We start from the raw sequence: 16,034 nt of genomic DNA, 5'->3' as shown, positions 1-16,034 counted from the left end.
CTGTCGATTGACAGTCTGCTCTTTAACAATGCACATCATGCTGACAAGTTCTTTCTTTGGAAAGAATGCAAGATACGCTCAAGCGTATCCGGCGACGTTGTGTCATCGCGACCCACCGATGGGTGAGACCCCTTCGGGTTATATGGTCAAGCGATGAAGCGCATACGGTGGATGCCTAGGCAGCCAGAGGCGATGAAAGACGTGGAAGCCTGCGAAAAGGCTCGGTGAGGTGGCAACCAACCTGTGACCCGGGCATGTCTGAATGGGGCAACCCACTTCGTGTAAGCGAAGTATCCTTTTCTGAATCCATAGGGAAAGGAGGCGAACCGGGGGAACTGAAACATCTCAGTACCCCGAGGAACAGAAATCAACCGAGATTCCCCCAGTAGCGGCGAGCGACCGGGGACTAGCCCTTAAGCGTGTGACGGATTAGACGAAGGCGTTGGGAAGCGCCGCCGTAGCGGGTGATAGCCCCGTAGTCGAAAATCCGATCACGTGAAAACGAGTAGGTCGGGGCACGTGAAACCTTGACTGAAGACGGGGGGACCATCCTCCAAGGCTAAATACTCCTGGCTGACCGATAGTGAACCAGTACCGTGAGGGAAAGGCGAAAAGAACCCCAGTGAGGGGAGTGAAATAGATCCTGAAACCGTATGCGTACAAGCAGTGGGAGCACGTTTTTCGTGTGACTGCGTACCTTTTGTATAATGGGTCAGCGACTTATTCTCAGTAGCGAGCTTAACCGGGTAGGGGAGGCGTAGGGAAACCGAGTCTTAACAGGGCGACGAGTTGCTGGGAATAGACCCGAAACCGGGCGATCTATCCATGAGCAGGGTGAAGGTTGAGTAACATCAACTGGAGGCCCGAACCCAAGTATGTTGAAAAATGCTGGGATGACTTGTGGATCGGAGTGAAAGGCTAATCAAGCCCGGAGATAGCTGGTTCTCCTCGAAAGCTATTTAGGTAGCGCCTCACGTAGCACCACCGGGGGTAGAGCACTGTTTCGGCTAGGGGGTCATCCCGACTTACCAACCCGAGGCAAACTCCGAATACCGGTGAGTGACGCGTGGGAGACACACAGCGGGTGCTAACGTCCGTTGTGAAAAGGGCAACAACCCAGACCGTCAGCTAAGGTCCCCAAATGCTGGTTAAGTGGGAAACGAGGTGGGAAGGCGAAGACAGCTAGGAGGTTGGCTTAGAAGCAGCCATCCTTGAAAGAAAGCGTAATAGCTCACTAGTCGAGTCGGCCTGCGCGGAAGATGTAACGGGGCTAAACCAGCTACCGAAGCTACGGGTGAGTCCTTGTTTTCGAATAGGGATTCGCGGTAGAGGAGCGTCGTGTACGCCGGTGAAGGTCAGTCGAGAGGCTGGCTGGAGGTATCACGAGTGCGAATGCTGACATGAGTAACGATAAGGGATGTGAAAACCATCCCCGCCGGAAGACCAAGGGTTTCTGTTCGACGCTAATCGGAGCAGAGTGAGTCGGCCCCTAAGGCGAGGCGGAAACGCGTAGCCGATGGGAAACGGGTCAATATTCCCGTACCTCAGGACATTGCGATGGGGGGACGAAGAAGGCTAGGTGAGCCAGGCGTTGGTGGTCCTGGTGAAAGTGCGTAGGCCGAGACGACAGGCAAATCCGTCGTCTCAAGGCCGAGACACGAAACGAACGGACCTCGGTCCGGAAGTCATTGATGCCACGCTTCCAGGAAAAGCCTCTAAGCTTCAGATGTCATGAGACCGTACCCCAAACCGACACAGGTGGTCAGGGTGAGAATCCTCAGGCGCTTGAGAGAACTCGGGTGAAGGAACTAGGCAAAATGGTGCCGTAACTTCGGGAGAAGGCACGCCGCTGTCAGGTGACGCCCCTTGCGGGTTTAGCCCAGAGCGGTCGAAGATACCAGGTGGCTGCAACTGTTTATTAAAAACACAGCACTCTGCCAACGCGCAAGCGGACGTATAGGGTGTGACGCCTGCCCGGTGCCGGAAGGTTAAGTGATGACGTTAGCTCACGCGAAGCGTTTGATCGAAGCCCCGGTAAACGGCGGCCGTAACTATAACGGTCCTAAGGTAGCGAAATTCCTTGTCGGGTAAGTTCCGACCTGCACGAATGGCGTAATGATGGCCACGCTGTCTCCACCCGAGACTCAGTGAAATTGAAATCGCCGTGAAGATGCGGTGTACCCGCGGCTAGACGGAAAGACCCCGTGAACCTTTACTATAGCTTCACACGGGACGCCGATGTTGCTTGTGTAGGATAGCTGGGAGGCTTGGAACCGGTGACGCCAGTTGCCGGGGAGCCGCCCTTGAAATACCAGCCTGGCATCATTGGCGTTCTAACTCAGGCCCGTCATCCGGGTCGAGGACAGTGTGTGGTGGGTAGTTTGACTGGGGCGGTCTCCTCCTAAAGGGTAACGGAGGAGCACGAAGGTACCCTCAGCACGGTTGGAAATCGTGCACTGAGTGCAAGAGCATAAGGGTGCTTGACTGCGAGACGGACAGGTCGAGCAGGGTCGAAAGACGGTTCTAGTGATCCGGTGGTTCTGTATGGAAGGGCCATCGCTCAACGGATAAAAGGTACTCCGGGGATAACAGGCTGATACCGCCCAAGAGTTCACATCGACGGCGGTGTTTGGCACCTCGATGTCGGCTCATCACATCCTGGGGCTGAAGTCGGTCCCAAGGGTATGGCTGTTCGCCATTTAAAGTGGTACGCGAGCTGGGTTTAGAACGTCGTGAGACAGTTCGGTCCCTATCTGCCGTGGGCGTTGGAGATTTGAGAAGCGCTGCTCCTAGTACGAGAGGACCGGAGTGGACGCACCGCTGGTGTTCGGGTTGTCATGCCAATGGCACTGCCCGGTAGCTATGTGCGGACGGGATAACCGCTGAAAGCATCTAAGCGGGAAGCCCCCTTCAAGATGAGATCTCCCCGAGACGCAAGTCTCCTGAAGGACCCTCGAAGACGACGAGGTCGATAGGCGCGCTGTGGACGCACCGCAAGGTGTTGAGCTAACGCGTACTAATGGTCCGTGAGGCTTGACCATATAACCCCAAGGGGTCTGGGTGACCGACCCGCCGGATACGCGAGCGTAGCGTCAGCATGATGGCATTGTGTGATGACGCCGGTCATCGCCGTTTTGCCTGACGACCACAGCGAGCGGGTCCCACCTGAATCCATGCCGAACTCAGCCGTGAAACCGCCCAGCGCCGATGGTAGTGTGGGGTCTCCCCATGCGAGAGTAGGTCATCGTCAGGCCCCTCTCCCCACCCCCAGCCAGCAATGGCTGGGGGTGCTTGCGTTTAGCGAAGCGTAACAACAATAGAACACCCATCTGACAAGAGACGGGCATTAGAAAGTATATCTTTACTCACACCGGCAACAGTTTAACAAGTACCTTGTTCGATCATGGCATCGGCGACCTTGCAGAAGCCGGCAATATTGGCGCCTAGAACCAGGTTGTGGGGCTGGTCATATTCTGTAGCGGTGTCAGCACAGCGCTTGTGAATATCACACATGATGCTGCGCAATTTCTTGTCAACTTTTTCCAGCGTCCACTTCTGCATACTGCTATTTTGCGCCATTTCCAACTGACTAGTGGCGACTCCGCCTGCATTGGCCGCCTTGCCGGGGCCGTAAGCTATCCTGGCTTCCAGGATGCGGTCGATAGCGTCGCTGGTCGACGCCATATTGGAGCCTTCGCTGATGCAGTAGACACCGTTATTCAGCATAGCAATTGCATCCGCTTCAGTGACTTCGTTCTGGGTGGCGGAAGGGAAAGCCAAGTCACCTTTTAAGCGCCATACTGCGTGTCCATCCTTAGGATAATCACTGGCATCAACGTAGGTCGCGTCAGTATGGTGTTCGACGTATTCCTTGAGACTCGTGCGCTTGGTTTCCTTGAGCAGTTTCAAGGTATCGAGATCAATTCCCTGATAATGGTAGATCGTGCCTTGAGAATCCGAACAGCTGATCGGTAGGGCGCCAAGCTGTAGAAGTTTTTCGATCGTGTAGATGGCCACATTGCCGGCGCCGGATACCAGGCAGGTCTTGCCGGCAATCTCTTCACCGCGAGCCTTTAGCATATTTTCCGCAAAGTAGACCGCTCCATAGCCGGTGGCTTCCTTGCGACCCAGAGAGCCGCCCCAGTCAAGTCCCTTTCCGGTCAATATGCCTTCATGGCGACCGGTCAGGCGCTTGTACTGACCGAACAGATAGCCGATTTCACGAGTGCCAACGCCGATATCGCCCGCTGGGACATCCGTATTAGGTCCGATATGGCGATACAGTTCGCTCATGAACGCCTGGCAAAAGCGCATGATTTCCGTATCCGATTTGCCTTTAGGGTCAAAATTCGATCCCCCTTTACCGCCCCCGATCGGTAAGCCGGTCAGGGCATTCTTGAAAATCTGCTCAAACCCTAGGAATTTGATGATGCTGGCGTTGACGCTGGAGTGAAAACGCAACCCTCCTTTGTAGGGTCCTAGAGCAGAATTGAACTGAACTCGGTAGCCCTTGTTGACGTGAACCTTACCGTTATCGTCGTGCCAGCACACGCGAAACATGATCTGCCGTTCAGGCTCGACAATACGTTCGATGATGCCATGATCGTGGTAGTGAGGATTATGCTCTAGCATTGGCTTCAAGCAATCGAGTACTTCCTCGGCTGCCTGATAGAATTCAGTCTGCGCTGGACTGCTCTTTTTCAGGCTGGAAAGCGTATCGTGAATATAATTCATCGAGTATCCCTTTAGGCATAATGGATGTTGGTGATGGCATCATTGTTAGAGTATGTATCACCAGCAAGATTCTTCTCGGGTGAGTCAATATAAAGCATTGTACCGTTATGCAGCAATTGCATGGGCTATGCTTAAGTCTGATTTTTTGCCTAGTGGAAATGCTTTCCTACATATTCAGTTTTTCATTTGAAAGCAAGCTTTTGTTAAACAGTTGCTTGCAAGAGACAAACGATAAATAAACTCGACTAGTCCATTTCAGCGAGTCGTTTCGCTGCGGTTACGTTCAAGTATGCTCAGCAGAACAATCTTGCTGACCGCTGAATGACTTCGACGTTAGTCGCTTGAAGCGGCTCTTCCAGCTTTACGTCTTGCATGAGGAAGCTCGATGAAACCCAGCCAGTTGCTGCTTTACTGCCGCCCCGGATTCGAACGGGATCTCGGCGTCGAGATAGCAAGCCGGTTGGCGCAAACGAGTTATCAAGGTGATGTGATAACCGAACCTAGCGCCGGCTACGTGATATTCGCTGTGCGAAACTCGGAATCGATCAATGCGCTGCACCGAGAGCTTTCACTGGATTCGTTGATCTTCGCTCGTCAGAGCCTGGCTGCGTTGCCTCTTTTGACTGAACTGCCACGAGACAATCGTCTTGAATCGGTCATCGAACAAGTCGTGAGCAGCGGCTGGAGTTTTGAGGACGTCTGGCAAGAGACACCTGATACCAACGAAGGCAAGGCGTTGAGTGGATTGACAAAAGCCTTGTCACGGCCCTTGATGGCAAATTTGAAAAAGTGCGGTGCGTTGAGGCGTAAGGCAGGCAGGCGTCGTTTGCATCTTTTCTGGACATCAGGTGACAGTGTGCAACTGGGAATGAGTTTTCCCGGTAATCGCAGCGAGCATCCCGCTGGGATCTTGCGGCTACGCTCTCCCAGAAACGCACCGAGCCGCTCGACGCTCAAGCTCGAAGAGGCCTGGCATGTTTTTATACCTCGAGAGCAGTGGGTTAGCCGCTTGAGTCAAGGCATGCAGGCGGCGGATCTCGGAGCGGCACCAGGAGGATGGACCTGGCAGTTGGTGCGCCAGGGCATGTTTGTGCACGCCGTAGATAACGGCCCAATGGACAGGGCGCTGATGGCCTCAGGCCAAGTAGAGCATTGGCGAGCCGACGGGTTTAGCTGGCAGCCGCCCCAACGCCTGGATTGGCTGGTATGCGATATCGTCGATAAACCCATGCGCGTGGTGAATATGGTGGAGCGCTGGTTGCTCAAGCGCTGGTGTCGCGAAGCGATATTCAATCTCAAGCTGCCCATGAAACAGCGTTATGAAGAAGTGGCTCGATGCCTGACTCGCTTGACGGAAAGTCTGGAAGAGGCTCGGATTCGAGCGGAAATCCAGTGTCGCCAGCTTTATCATGACCGTGAGGAGGTCACGGTGCACGTGCGCTTGCTCGACGTTTGACGGCGCTGTGAATGGTTTAAAAAGGGTCGAAGACGCGCACTCTTTCATCTCGGGTCAGCATGGGCAGCATTTGCTGTATGGCTTGCTCGCGTTCGATACTATGTTCCCAGGCCTTCCAGGCTGCGAGATCCCGCCATTGAGTAATCAACATGCGTCGCTCCGTATGAGAACGCTCACGAAGGATTTCTCCCGCGATAAAGCCCGGCGCATGATAGCAGACCCGCATGGCAGCTCGAGCGATTTGATCGTATTCGGCTTCGAGTCCTGGCATGATGTCTCGTTCGATTACCACCTTGATCATGGTATTTTTCATCCACCTCTTTTCAAGCATTCAAGCGATACACTACCGAGATACACGATGGTCACAACTGCCAATGATTCGTCGGATTTTGATGCGGTGCTCGATACGACCGGTCTATATTGCCCTGAACCCATCATGTTAATGCATAATAAAGTGCGTGAAATGGAGCAAGGGGCGGTACTGAAGGTTATCGCCACGGATCCCGCAACGACCCGTGACGTTCCCAAGTTCTGCAGCTTTCTGGGTCATGAATTGTTGCGGCAGACCCAGACGGAAAGCCATTATTTCTATTTTATCCGACTAGGCTGAGATTCCGCTTTTCGCGCCAGGCTTGGTCATGACCTGTCAGCGAGACACCATCAGCGCTAATGCTTCCAGCGTAGCCGGATCTTCCTGCTTGATGCGATTGGCGATAGCACGCTGAAAAAAATAAATGGCCCGATGGCGGCTGAGCCCAGGATATAGACAAGTATCACCAGCTAGTATGGGCGTTGCCTCTACCCGGGTTTCGTCGACCAGCAGGACATCGATCTCTCCGTTGCTATACAGACGCCAGCCGAACACCTGTTTTAGTTGCCAAGGCGTGTCGTCCATGTCCATGCACAGTGCATGGGTACCATGAGTGTCCGGTAGCTGTTGGATCAGGGTGGGATCGCGGGTTTCCTCATAGTCGAAATATTCTGCTGCGTATTCAAGCTCAAGCACCTTGTGTTCCGGCGCGGTGTAAAAGATATCTTCGGTCTCGGGGTCACGGTAGCCAACGAAATGACCGTGTTCCGCATCGTCCAACTGATGGCAGGGGGTCAGAGCCTCCATCCAGGGGACGAGGCCCACGACTTCTCCATCTTCTCTCAACCCCCAGGCCAACAGAGGCATCGCATACAAGGTGTCAGGCTCCGCAGCAAGCCGATAAACCATTTCCAGACCGTCAAGTTCCGGTGACAGCCGTATCAACCGCCGTTTGGCAAGATGCCGTTGGCGCATGCTTTCCAGGTCAATTACCTGGGCGGGACGAGGGGACAATGACATACCCATGAGAACCCTCCTTGAGCGCGGTTTGGCGGCAATGAAGCACCCTGGACTCACTATTAGCACAGACTCGCAGGGAAAGTTAAGCCCCGGTGTCAACTCTCGGGCCTCGCACAGCGTTCTCCTGTGCGGCGCCAGTTCGTCTCGAAGCGCTTTCGCTGCGCCTGAAATTGCTGCCAGGGCGCTGTGGGATTGTCCAGGGAGAGCCACTCCTGGCGATATCGCGATACGGCGGAGCGCGTCACTGAATGCGCCTCAAGCAGTTTCTCGATAGCCGCTAACCAGCGGCTCCCCGCCTGATCGAGCGTTTTCAGGTACGTCATCGCCTGGTGTTTGCTTAACGACGGCCAGGCAGACGCATCGGAGCAGGTCTTGCCTGCGCGCCAAGCGCGTTCGAGTAAATTGTTGATTTCATCAAGACGCTGCGAGGCTAGCAGCAGGCTCCTGAGCAGCGCCGCGCTCAAGGGTTCGCGGCCAAGCGCCTGCAGATGATTTTCCAGCACGGAGGATTCCGCCTGCCAGTCCAGATCGAACTGCTTGCGGGTTGCCTTGCGCAAATAGGCAATTGCCGCCAGCGGGCGATCCAGTTCGATAGCTTTTCCCGGCGGTAATGGAGAACTGGCTCGAGAAAAATTGCTCACCCACTCGCTGGAGCCGAACAGGGCATTCCAGCTTGCCTTGGGGAGTTGTCGGGTCTTCATGACAAGCAGACGCTCCAGGCGCTTACGGTCTTCCTCGGAGAGTTGCTCGGGAATATCGGATTGCCAGCAGCTTTCGAGCCGACGCCATAGCGCCAGTTCGTATAGCCACTGCTGGCTGGGCGGAGCGACCTTGCCAAGTGAGTTGTTGTGTCTGGCGATCAGGTTGGTGATTCCGCACTCCCGCAGGGTATAGACATTGCGTAGCCCTTCGCGCATCTCGGGAAGCTCGAACAGGCGTTTTTCCTGATTCGGGAAAGCGGCTATGTTCTCTGGTGCGGTACGCTCGGGAGGCGGCATATCCAGAGACGTTGCCAGGCGCTGTTGATAATTCGCGAACATGGCGTCCGCCTCATCGTTTCCGCAGCTGCTCAAGAGCGTTGCCAGCAGAACAAGTAGTATCAGATGCCTATGCTTGAAGCGTTCATTCAGACGGTGAGGCGTTTTCTCCATTGCATTGCGCCTTGCTGATCTTGTGAAGTCGTAGGCCAAGCAATAGCGCCGCGGCGGTCAAGCCTGCCACCAGGCCAATCCAGTATCCGTAGACGCCCAGGCTGTCCATGAACCCGGGGACGCCCCGGGTTCCCAGCCAGTGGCCGCCGCCTAGCCCGATCAACCAGTAGGAGACCAGCGTGATGACCATGATGATGCGGGTGTCCTTGTAGCCGCGTAACGCTCCGGCCATGTTGACCTGCATCGAATCGGATATCTGGTAGATCATGGCCAGGCCGACCAAGGAGAGAGCAAGCGACTGCACCTGCTCGTTGTGGGTATACAAGCTGATCACCTGTTCCGCTCCCAACCACAATAACAGGTCGTTGAGAATCGCCACCAGCAGGCATATGGCCAGACCATTCCAGGCGACGAAACGAGCCTGTTCCGGTCGATCGTGCCCCAAAGAATTGCCGACTCGAACCGTCAGCGCCATTCCCAGAGACAATGGCAGCATGAACAGAATCGACGTCACGTTCAAGGCGACCTGATGGGCGGCAACCACAACCTCGCCAAGACCGGCGATGAACAGCGCGATCAGCGTGAACAAGGTGACTTCGACGAAGATCGATATACCGATGGGCAGACCGACATACAGCAATTCGCCGATCATGTTCCGGCGTGGAGGCGTCAAAGAATGCCATAGTGTCACCTCCCCATAGGCGCGGCTGCGATGGATATAAATAGCCATGGCGATACCCATCGTCCACATCGACAGGGCGGTGGCAATGCCGCAGCCCAAGGCACCCAGCGCCGGCAACTCCTGCAATGATGTCGGCAGCCCGGGGCCGAAAAGATCGATCAACCCCGCGCCGCCATAGATCAGCACGAAATTGCTGGGAATATTTACCGCAAGCCCCAGCAGGCTGAACCACAGGGAAGGCCGGGTATGGTTCATGCCATCGGAAAAGGCGCGTAGCGCTTGAAATAGTGCGACACCGGGCATGCCGAAAGCCACTGCGGAAAGATAGGCGGCAGAAAGTGTCGCCACGGAAGAAGGCACGTCCATCAGCATGAAGATCGGCATCACGCTGAACCACAGCAGCAGACCGGCGGCAATACCCAGTACCAACGCCACCCATAGCGCCTGATGAACGCTGGGACGGATGCGCTGGGTGTTCGCGCCTCCCAGGAGCTGGGCAACGATAGGCGTCAGCCCCATCAGCGTCCCGGTCATGAAAAGCATCAGGGGCATCCACAGGCTCGATCCCACGGAAACCGCCGCCAGATCGCTGGCACTGAGGCGTCCGGTCATCATGATGTCAGTTGCTCCCATACCCGCCTGTGCAAGCTGAGCGCCACAGATCGGCAAGGCCAGACGCAGCAAAAGCCGGGTTTCCCTGGCGCTTCTGGCCAAGCGAACGCTTTTTGCCAGGGGCGAGGGCATGAGCTGCAACAACGAGCGACTCCTTGGATGGCGTGAGGATCGTGACGGTGGAAGAACGAGAAGAATGGTTTTCGCCGCAATCACGATCCAAGTATAGTGGCGACGTTGATTTTATCGCCCAAGAGAAACATTGTGACTTACCGACTCGACGACATCATCGCCTTGTTCGATGGGCTATTTCATGAGCGCTATCTTACCCGGTTGATCGCCGGCGGTGAGGAGCCTCTGTACCTGCCCGCGGATGACGAGACGGCCTATCACCGAGTGATCTTTGCCCAAGGCTATTTCGCTAGTGCGCTGCATGAAATCAGCCACTGGTGTATCGCCGGCGAGCAGCGGCGTCAATTTGAGGATTACGGCTACTGGTATCTCCCGGATGGGCGTGACGCGAGCCAGCAGCGCGCCTTCGAGACCGCCGAAATGGCGCCTCAGGCCTTGGAGTTGCTGTTCTCCCGCGCCTGCGGTCTGGGATTCAACGTCAGTATCGATAATCTTGGCGAGCTGGAAGTGGACCGAGACGGCTTTCGCGAGCGAGTCGAGGCGCGGGCGGTGCAATTTGAACGAGAAGGCTTGCCTTACCGGGCCGAGGCGTTTCGCGTTGTTCTGCGAAGTTTCTATGGTCATGGCCTGTCTCGGGATCAGGCCATTCTTCAAGGAAGGCGTCGTCTTCGCAAGGACGCCGAACCGACTTATCCCTCTCAACATGCCCACTCGAGATAACGGGAAACCTTTCTCGATACGCTTGCAGTGGCGCTCGAGTATTTCAGGTATCAACAGGAGAAGGCGATGCCGAGAAGCAGATGGATATGGGGGGTATGGGCTCTGGTGCTGTCGAGCTACCTGGTTCCCTATACTCTGTTGGCAAAGGTCCAGGCCTGGTACGGGAGTTTTCTCTTCTGGACCCTCGTCGGCTTGGCGGTGATTCTGCTCAATATCGTCATCACTCGGGATTTCAAGAGAAAATAACCAGGATAGCGGATGACCGAATCTCTTATCTGGTGGTCGGTGGCGATCTATCTGGGTATCGCCACCTTGATCGCCATGCTGTCTCGCCAAGGCAAGGTATCGGAAGTCATGGCGAGCTATTTTCTGGGCGATCGCCAGATGAGCGGCCTGGTATCCGCGCTCAGCTATAGCGCCACCACCTACAGCGCCTTCATGATGGTCGGCTTGGCCGGGCTTACCTACGCCGGAGGCGTCGGCGCCCTGGGTTTTGAAATCATCTATTTCGCCGGGGTTTCCCTGGTAGCGGTCTTCGGACCCAGATTCTGGGCGGTTGGCAAGCGCTTTGGCTTCGTGACTCCCAGCGAAATGCTCGGCTATCGCTACGCCAATCGAAACGTCGCGATAGTCGTGGCTGTCTCGAACTGTCTTTTCCTGATTCCCTACGCGGCGGTACAACTTGCCGGAATCGGCTATCTGCTGCAAGGCACCACCCAAGGCACCATCTCCTTTACCACCGGCATCTGGCTAGCCATCGCCATCGCCATGCTGTTTACCTATGTGGCGGGGATTCGCTCGGTGATGTGGACCGATTCCCTGCAGGCCGTCGTCATGGTGCTGGCCTCGACCCTGGTGGTGTTTCTGGTGGTTCAAGGACTTGGTGGCTTCCAGGCGCTGTTCGCCACCCTGGCCGAAGAGCAGCCACAGTCTCTGGTCGTGCCCGGCAAAGGCCTGTTCAGTTTCACTACCTTTCTGGGATTGACCATTCCCTGGTTCTTCTTCAGCCTTTCCAATCCCCAGGTCAGTCAGCGCCTGTTCATGCCCGCGTCCCTGGCGGCGATGCGTCGAATGCTGCTTGGATTTCTGGTTTTTGGCTTCATCTATACCCTCGTCTCGGTGCTCTGGGGTTTCTCGGCACTCGTCGCTTTCCCCGGGCTCGAGAATCCCGATCTGGCCACGCCAAGGTTGCTTGGCTCAGACTATGTGCCGCCCCTGCTAGGCGTGACGGTGCTGATTGCCATCATGGCCGCGGCGATCTCGACCATCGATTCGATCATGCTGACCCTGTCTTCCATGCTTTCTCGAGATCTGTATGCCAATCTCAGGTCCGGTGTCAGCGAAAGGCAGCAACTGCTGGCAGGCAAGATCGTGATTCCGCTTATCGCCCTGCTGGCGCTGGGCTTTGCGCAGTTACAGCTGGATCTCATTGCGGTGCTTTCCGTGGCGGCTTCATCCGGTCTCGTTGCCGTGGTACCAGCGATGATCGGCGCTTTTTACTGGAAAGGCGGCACCGGTGCCGGCGCCCTGACCAGCGTGATCGGCACCACGCTCTTTGTGCTTGCGCTTTATGCAACCGGCAACTCTCTGCTGGGGTTGCCCGCCGGCATCTGGGGGATTGTCGTGGCAAGTCTATTGTTCATCGGGGGGAGTCTGGTGACCCGAGCGCCGGTCGAAAGAGCGGAAGAATTTCAACGCGCGACCGCTGATGTCATGCAGGGGATAGCACCCTATCTCGCAGAGCCGGGGGGCCAACGCGGTTGATTGTTTATTCCGCTTCGCTTAGCCGCTGATGAAGCATCAGCATTACCTGTACTTCCTGTTCAGGGCGCAGCGGTTCGAAACCCAGCTCGCCGAACAGCTCGCCGCGCAGCCGGGACCAGACCCCGGGCGATAGCTGCGGATACAGGGATTCCGCCGGCGCCAGTTCAACGAAAGGGTCCATGCCGAAGGTATCGAACAGACGGCTGAGTGTTGCTTCATCGTCGCTGATACCGGCGGTAAATAGCGTCGCGCTGAAATGGTCGTTCTCCAGTTCGCGTATCACATCCAGCGGGCTCACACCCAGGCTTTCCAATTCTTCCAGGCTGTAGCCACCAAGAGCGTTCAGCTCATCATCCAGCCAGCCGTCATCCGGTTGAATCAGCGTATGCTTGACGCGCCCGTCCGCAAGCGTCCAGGCAATCGCCAGGGGGAGGTTGTCGTCGTCACCGGTCTCGACGGCGATAAAGCCGGGAAAATCCGCCATGTCATCATTCCTCGGGAGTGTCTGTCAGACGAAAGAACGCCTGCGCGGTAGCGGTGGTGGACTGGGCAAGGCGTTGTTCGCTTTCACCGCGCCAGTGAGCGATTTCGCGCACTATCCAGGGCAGCAGGGCGGGCTCGTGGCGTCTTCCCTTCATCTTGGCCGGGAGGTTGCGCGGCAGCAGATAGGGGCAGTCGGTTTCCACCATCAGTCGATCCGCGGGAATCGCTTTGACCAGCTCGCGTAGATGATGGCCACGGCGCTCGTCGCAGATCCAGCCGGTCAGGCCGATATGCAGATCGAGATCCAGATAGTTGTAAAGGGTTTCCCGGCTGCCGGTGAAACAGTGAATTACCGCCTGGGAAATTTCGTCCCGCCAGCTTGTCAGCATTTCCCGCATGCGGCTTCCCGCGTCACGTTCGTGAATGAATAGCGGCAGACCGGTTTGTGCCGCCAGCCCCAACTGCGCCTCGAAGGCGCGCTCCTGATCGCTGCGGGAGGAAAAATTGCGATTGAAATCCAGCCCGCACTCGCCGACGGCGACGATGTTGGCCTCTCGATAGAGCGTATGGAAAGCGCGTTCCAGCTCAGCGTTCCAGCGGCTGGCATCATGCGGATGGACGCCGGCGGTAGCATGCAGTCCCACGTACTGCTGGCTAAGCGTCACCGCCTGGCGGGCATGCTCCAGGTCGGTGCCGGTCACGATCAGCTGGCTGACGTTGGCATCACGTGCGCGATGAAGCACCGCGTCGAGATCTTCAAAGAAACTGGCATGGGTCAGATTGGCGCCAATATCCACCAGCGGTGCCGGCGCACGAAACTGTAGCGCTTCTGGAAGCGTGTTGTCGGACAAGCTGTCGCTCCTTGCTTTCAAGCTCAGCGTCTAAGAGGCGGCATTGTACCTTTCCAGGAATGTGCCGGCCATGCGCGAGTCACTTGCCGGCGACTTTCCCGGTGGCGTCGCGTTACACTGCACGACATTCATCTGCTGTAAATCGAAAGAGGAATTCCAGTGTCGTTGGTACGTTTGGAACAGGTGCATCTGGCTTATGGTACCCATGTGCTTCTCGATAGCGCGGAATTCACCTTGGAAAACGGTGAGCGGCTGGCTCTGGTGGGACGTAACGGTACTGGCAAGTCGACGCTGCTCAAGCTGATCGCCGGTGAAATTCAGGCGGATGACGGTACTCTGTGGCGCGCGCCGGGGCTCAAGATCGGCGTGCTCGAGCAGGATCTGCCCGCGGCCAGCGGTCAGACCATCTTCGATGTGGTTGCTCAGGGGCTACCGGAAGCCGGCAGCCTGCTGACGGAATATCATCATCTGATTCAAGACCCCGAGCCGGACATGGATCGGCTGGCGCGACTGCAGACCCAGCTCGAAGCCATTGACGGCTGGTCGTTTCATCAGCGCATTGATACGGTGCTCACCCGTCTCGGTCTGCCCGCGGATGACCCCATGACCGCGCTTTCCGGAGGCTGGCGGCGTCGCGTGGCGCTGGCGCGGGCCCTGGTGGCGGAGCCGGATCTGCTGCTGCTGGATGAGCCCACCAACCATCTCGATCTGGATACCATCGCCTGGCTGGAAGAGCAACTGCTGGCCTTCAGCGGCGCGGTGCTGTTCATCACCCACGACCGGGCGTTCCTGTCGCGACTGGCTACCGGCATTCTCGAACTGGATCGGGGCAAGCTGGGGCGCTACCCCGGCGACTACGCCAGATACCAGACACAGAAAAGCCACGAGCTGGAAGTGGAAGCCCGGGAAAACGCCGAGTTCGACAAGAGGCTCGCCCAGGAGGAAGCCTGGATTCGCCAAGGCATCAAGGCGCGGCGTACCCGCAACGAAGGTCGGGTGCGAGCGCTCGAGAAGATGCGAGCCGATCGCGGCCAGCGTCGGGAGCGTCAGGGTAAGGCCAATCTCTCCGTGGACAGCGGCGAGCGCAGCGGCAAGCGGGTCGTGGAGCTTCAAAACGTCAGCCAGCGTTTCGGCGACGACTGGGTGATTCGCGATCTTAGCCTGGAGATTCAGCGCGGCGACCGAGTGGGGCTGATCGGGCGCAACGGCGCCGGCAAGACCACGCTCTTGAAGATTCTGCTGGGGGAGCTCGCGCCTACTGAAGGCCGAGTGCGCATGGGCACCAATCTCAAGATGGCGTATTTCGATCAGCTCAGGGCGGGTCTAGAGCCAGAGAAGACTGTTTACGACAACGTCGCCCAAGGCAGCGACCGGGTCAGCGTGGGCGGAAAGGATCGCCACGTGATCAGCTATCTGCAGGATTTTCTGTTTACCCCGGAGCGGGCGAGGCAGCCGGTAAAAGCGCTTTCCGGCGGGGAGTCCAATCGCCTGCTGCTGGCCAAGCTGTTCACTCAGCCTGCCAACCTGCTGGTGCTCGACGAGCCGACCAACGATCTGGACGTGGAAACCCTGGAGCTTCTGGAGGAACTGCTGCTGGACTTCGACGGCACGCTGCTGCTGGTGTCCCACGATCGCCAGTTCATGGACAATGTGGTCACGGGCGTGTTGGCTTTCGAAGGCAATGGTCGCGTGCGCGAATACGTGGGTGGCTACAGCGATTGGGTGCGCCAGGGAGGCAAGCTGCCACCGGCGCCCTTGGCTTTCGATAGATCCGCTTCCAGACAAGAGGATTCGGCGAATTTCGGCGAAAACAGCCCGTCGTTTCAAGGCGTGAATGCCCGCAAGCCCATCGAACCGGAACGAGAAAGGCGTCCGGTCAAGCTTTCCTACAAGTTCCAGCGTGAACTCGATGAGCTACCGACACGTATCGAACAGCTGGAAAACGAGGTGGCCGCTTTCGAAGCGACCGTTGGCGATGCGGGCTTCTATCAGCAGGAAAGCGCCAAGGTGACCGCTACCTTGGCGGCCCTCGAAGCAAAGCAGGCGGAACTGGATGCCGCCATGGAACGCTGGATGGAACTCGAAGCCATGGCGGCAGGAGAGGGTTGAAGATTCAGCA

At 57.0% G+C, this 16,034-nt stretch carries 13 protein-coding genes and 2 rRNA genes; 8 read left to right on the top strand and 7 right to left on the bottom strand.

Annotation, left to right across the window (positions count from 1 at the left end; all coding sequences use genetic code 11):
• Nucleotides 1-144 precede the first annotated feature (144 nt).
• Together FGL86_RS15785 and rrf are read left to right on the top strand one after the other, a co-directional pair.
• A 23S ribosomal RNA gene (locus FGL86_RS15785) occupies nucleotides 145-3,041 on the top strand.
• 96 nt (nucleotides 3,042-3,137) lie between these two features.
• Nucleotides 3,138-3,253, top strand: a 5S ribosomal RNA gene (rrf, locus tag FGL86_RS15780).
• A 128-nt stretch (nucleotides 3,254-3,381) separates the two neighbouring features.
• Here rrf and gdhA read toward each other — a convergent pair.
• Nucleotides 3,382-4,734, bottom strand: a complete 1,353-nt coding sequence (gdhA, locus tag FGL86_RS15775) for an NADP-specific glutamate dehydrogenase (RefSeq protein ID WP_147185660.1) — start codon at nucleotides 4,732-4,734, stop codon at nucleotides 3,382-3,384.
• Nucleotides 4,735-5,119: 385 nt separating this feature from the next.
• Between gdhA and rlmM the strand changes: the two genes are divergently transcribed.
• Nucleotides 5,120-6,190, top strand: a complete 1,071-nt coding sequence (gene rlmM / locus FGL86_RS15770; RefSeq protein WP_147185659.1) for a 23S rRNA (cytidine(2498)-2'-O)-methyltransferase RlmM — start codon at nucleotides 5,120-5,122, stop codon at nucleotides 6,188-6,190.
• Nucleotides 6,191-6,206: 16 nt separating this feature from the next.
• On the opposite strand, the gene FGL86_RS15765 is transcribed toward rlmM, so the two are convergent.
• Nucleotides 6,207-6,503 carry an antibiotic biosynthesis monooxygenase family protein gene (locus tag FGL86_RS15765; protein ID WP_342780050.1) on the bottom strand — a complete coding sequence of 99 codons (297 nt, stop codon included), beginning with the start codon at nucleotides 6,501-6,503 and terminating at the stop codon, nucleotides 6,207-6,209.
• A gap of 45 nt (nucleotides 6,504-6,548) precedes the next feature.
• Between FGL86_RS15765 and tusA the strand changes: the two genes are divergently transcribed.
• Entirely contained in the window at nucleotides 6,549-6,800 is a 252-nt protein-coding gene (gene tusA / locus FGL86_RS15760; RefSeq protein WP_147185658.1) for a sulfurtransferase TusA, read from the top strand.
• Nucleotides 6,801-6,836: 36 nt separating this feature from the next.
• Here tusA and FGL86_RS15755 read toward each other — a convergent pair whose 3' ends face one another.
• The 3 genes from FGL86_RS15755 to FGL86_RS15745 all read right to left on the bottom strand — a co-directional run bounded on the left by FGL86_RS15755 (nucleotide 6,837) and on the right by FGL86_RS15745 (nucleotide 10,097).
• Nucleotides 6,837-7,526 carry a hypothetical protein gene (locus tag FGL86_RS15755; protein WP_147185657.1) on the bottom strand — a complete coding sequence of 230 codons (690 nt, stop codon included), beginning with the start codon at nucleotides 7,524-7,526 and terminating at the stop codon, nucleotides 6,837-6,839.
• Between the two features lie 89 nt (nucleotides 7,527-7,615).
• Complete coding sequence (locus tag FGL86_RS15750) at nucleotides 7,616-8,671, bottom strand: DUF3080 family protein (RefSeq protein WP_147185656.1); 1,056 nt, start codon at nucleotides 8,669-8,671, stop codon at nucleotides 7,616-7,618.
• Nucleotides 8,643-10,097, bottom strand: coding sequence for an MATE family efflux transporter (locus FGL86_RS15745; RefSeq protein ID WP_147186244.1), 1,455 nt, complete (start codon nucleotides 10,095-10,097; stop codon nucleotides 8,643-8,645). The genes FGL86_RS15750 and FGL86_RS15745 overlap by 29 nt, the downstream gene beginning before the upstream one ends.
• A gap of 132 nt (nucleotides 10,098-10,229) precedes the next feature.
• On the opposite strand from FGL86_RS15745, the gene FGL86_RS15740 reads away from it, so the two are divergent.
• From FGL86_RS15740 to FGL86_RS15730, 3 genes are all read left to right on the top strand, one after another.
• On the top strand, nucleotides 10,230-10,817 hold the full coding sequence (locus FGL86_RS15740) for an elongation factor P hydroxylase (protein ID WP_147185655.1): 588 nt from the start codon (nucleotides 10,230-10,232) through the stop codon (nucleotides 10,815-10,817).
• 66 nt (nucleotides 10,818-10,883) lie between these two features.
• On the top strand, nucleotides 10,884-11,063 hold the full coding sequence (locus tag FGL86_RS15735) for a hypothetical protein (RefSeq protein WP_147185654.1): 180 nt from the start codon (nucleotides 10,884-10,886) through the stop codon (nucleotides 11,061-11,063).
• Nucleotides 11,064-11,075: 12 nt separating this feature from the next.
• Nucleotides 11,076-12,581: a sodium:solute symporter family protein gene (locus FGL86_RS15730; protein WP_147185653.1), complete on the top strand. Its 1,506-nt coding sequence runs from the start codon at nucleotides 11,076-11,078 to the stop codon at nucleotides 12,579-12,581.
• 4 nt (nucleotides 12,582-12,585) lie between these two features.
• On the opposite strand, the gene FGL86_RS15725 is transcribed toward FGL86_RS15730, so the two are convergent.
• Both FGL86_RS15725 and FGL86_RS15720 read right to left on the bottom strand, forming a co-directional pair.
• The gene (locus FGL86_RS15725) at nucleotides 12,586-13,065 is read right to left on the bottom strand and encodes a hypothetical protein (protein ID WP_147185652.1); all 480 of its coding nucleotides are present in this window, start codon (nucleotides 13,063-13,065) and stop codon (nucleotides 12,586-12,588) included.
• A gap of 4 nt (nucleotides 13,066-13,069) precedes the next feature.
• A complete protein-coding gene (locus tag FGL86_RS15720) occupies nucleotides 13,070-13,915 on the bottom strand; it encodes a TatD family hydrolase (protein ID WP_246131666.1) in 846 nt (281 codons plus the stop codon).
• 159 nt (nucleotides 13,916-14,074) lie between these two features.
• Here FGL86_RS15720 and FGL86_RS15715 point away from each other — a divergent pair, with 159 nt between their 5' ends.
• On the top strand, nucleotides 14,075-16,024 hold the full coding sequence (locus tag FGL86_RS15715; RefSeq protein WP_147185650.1) for an ATP-binding cassette domain-containing protein: 1,950 nt from the start codon (nucleotides 14,075-14,077) through the stop codon (nucleotides 16,022-16,024).
• Nucleotides 16,025-16,034 lie beyond the last annotated feature (10 nt).

The organism is Pistricoccus aurantiacus (assembly GCF_007954585.1).
Classification (GTDB): domain Bacteria; phylum Pseudomonadota; class Gammaproteobacteria; order Pseudomonadales; family Halomonadaceae; genus Pistricoccus; species Pistricoccus aurantiacus.
The sequence above is the reverse complement of the archived record's forward strand: the minus strand, read 5'-3'. Positions and strand labels throughout refer to the sequence as shown.

Excerpts from the sequence above, each read along its gene's own strand:
- gdhA (WP_147185660.1), bottom strand. The coding sequence starts at position 4,734 with ATGAATTATATTCACGATACGCTTTCCAGCCTGAAAAAGAGCAGTCCA.
- rlmM (WP_147185659.1), top strand. The coding sequence starts at position 5,120 with ATGAAACCCAGCCAGTTGCTGCTTTACTGCCGCCCCGGATTCGAACGG.
- FGL86_RS15765 (WP_342780050.1), bottom strand. The coding sequence starts at position 6,503 with ATGAAAAATACCATGATCAAGGTGGTAATCGAACGAGACATCATGCCA.
- tusA (WP_147185658.1), top strand. The coding sequence starts at position 6,549 with ATGGTCACAACTGCCAATGATTCGTCGGATTTTGATGCGGTGCTCGAT.
- FGL86_RS15755 (WP_147185657.1), bottom strand. The coding sequence starts at position 7,526 with ATGGGTATGTCATTGTCCCCTCGTCCCGCCCAGGTAATTGACCTGGAA.
- FGL86_RS15750 (WP_147185656.1), bottom strand. The coding sequence starts at position 8,671 with ATGGAGAAAACGCCTCACCGTCTGAATGAACGCTTCAAGCATAGGCAT.
- FGL86_RS15745 (WP_147186244.1), bottom strand. The coding sequence starts at position 10,097 with ATGCCCTCGCCCCTGGCAAAAAGCGTTCGCTTGGCCAGAAGCGCCAGG.
- FGL86_RS15735 (WP_147185654.1), top strand. The coding sequence starts at position 10,884 with ATGCCGAGAAGCAGATGGATATGGGGGGTATGGGCTCTGGTGCTGTCG.
- FGL86_RS15730 (WP_147185653.1), top strand. The coding sequence starts at position 11,076 with ATGACCGAATCTCTTATCTGGTGGTCGGTGGCGATCTATCTGGGTATC.
- FGL86_RS15725 (WP_147185652.1), bottom strand. The coding sequence starts at position 13,065 with ATGGCGGATTTTCCCGGCTTTATCGCCGTCGAGACCGGTGACGACGAC.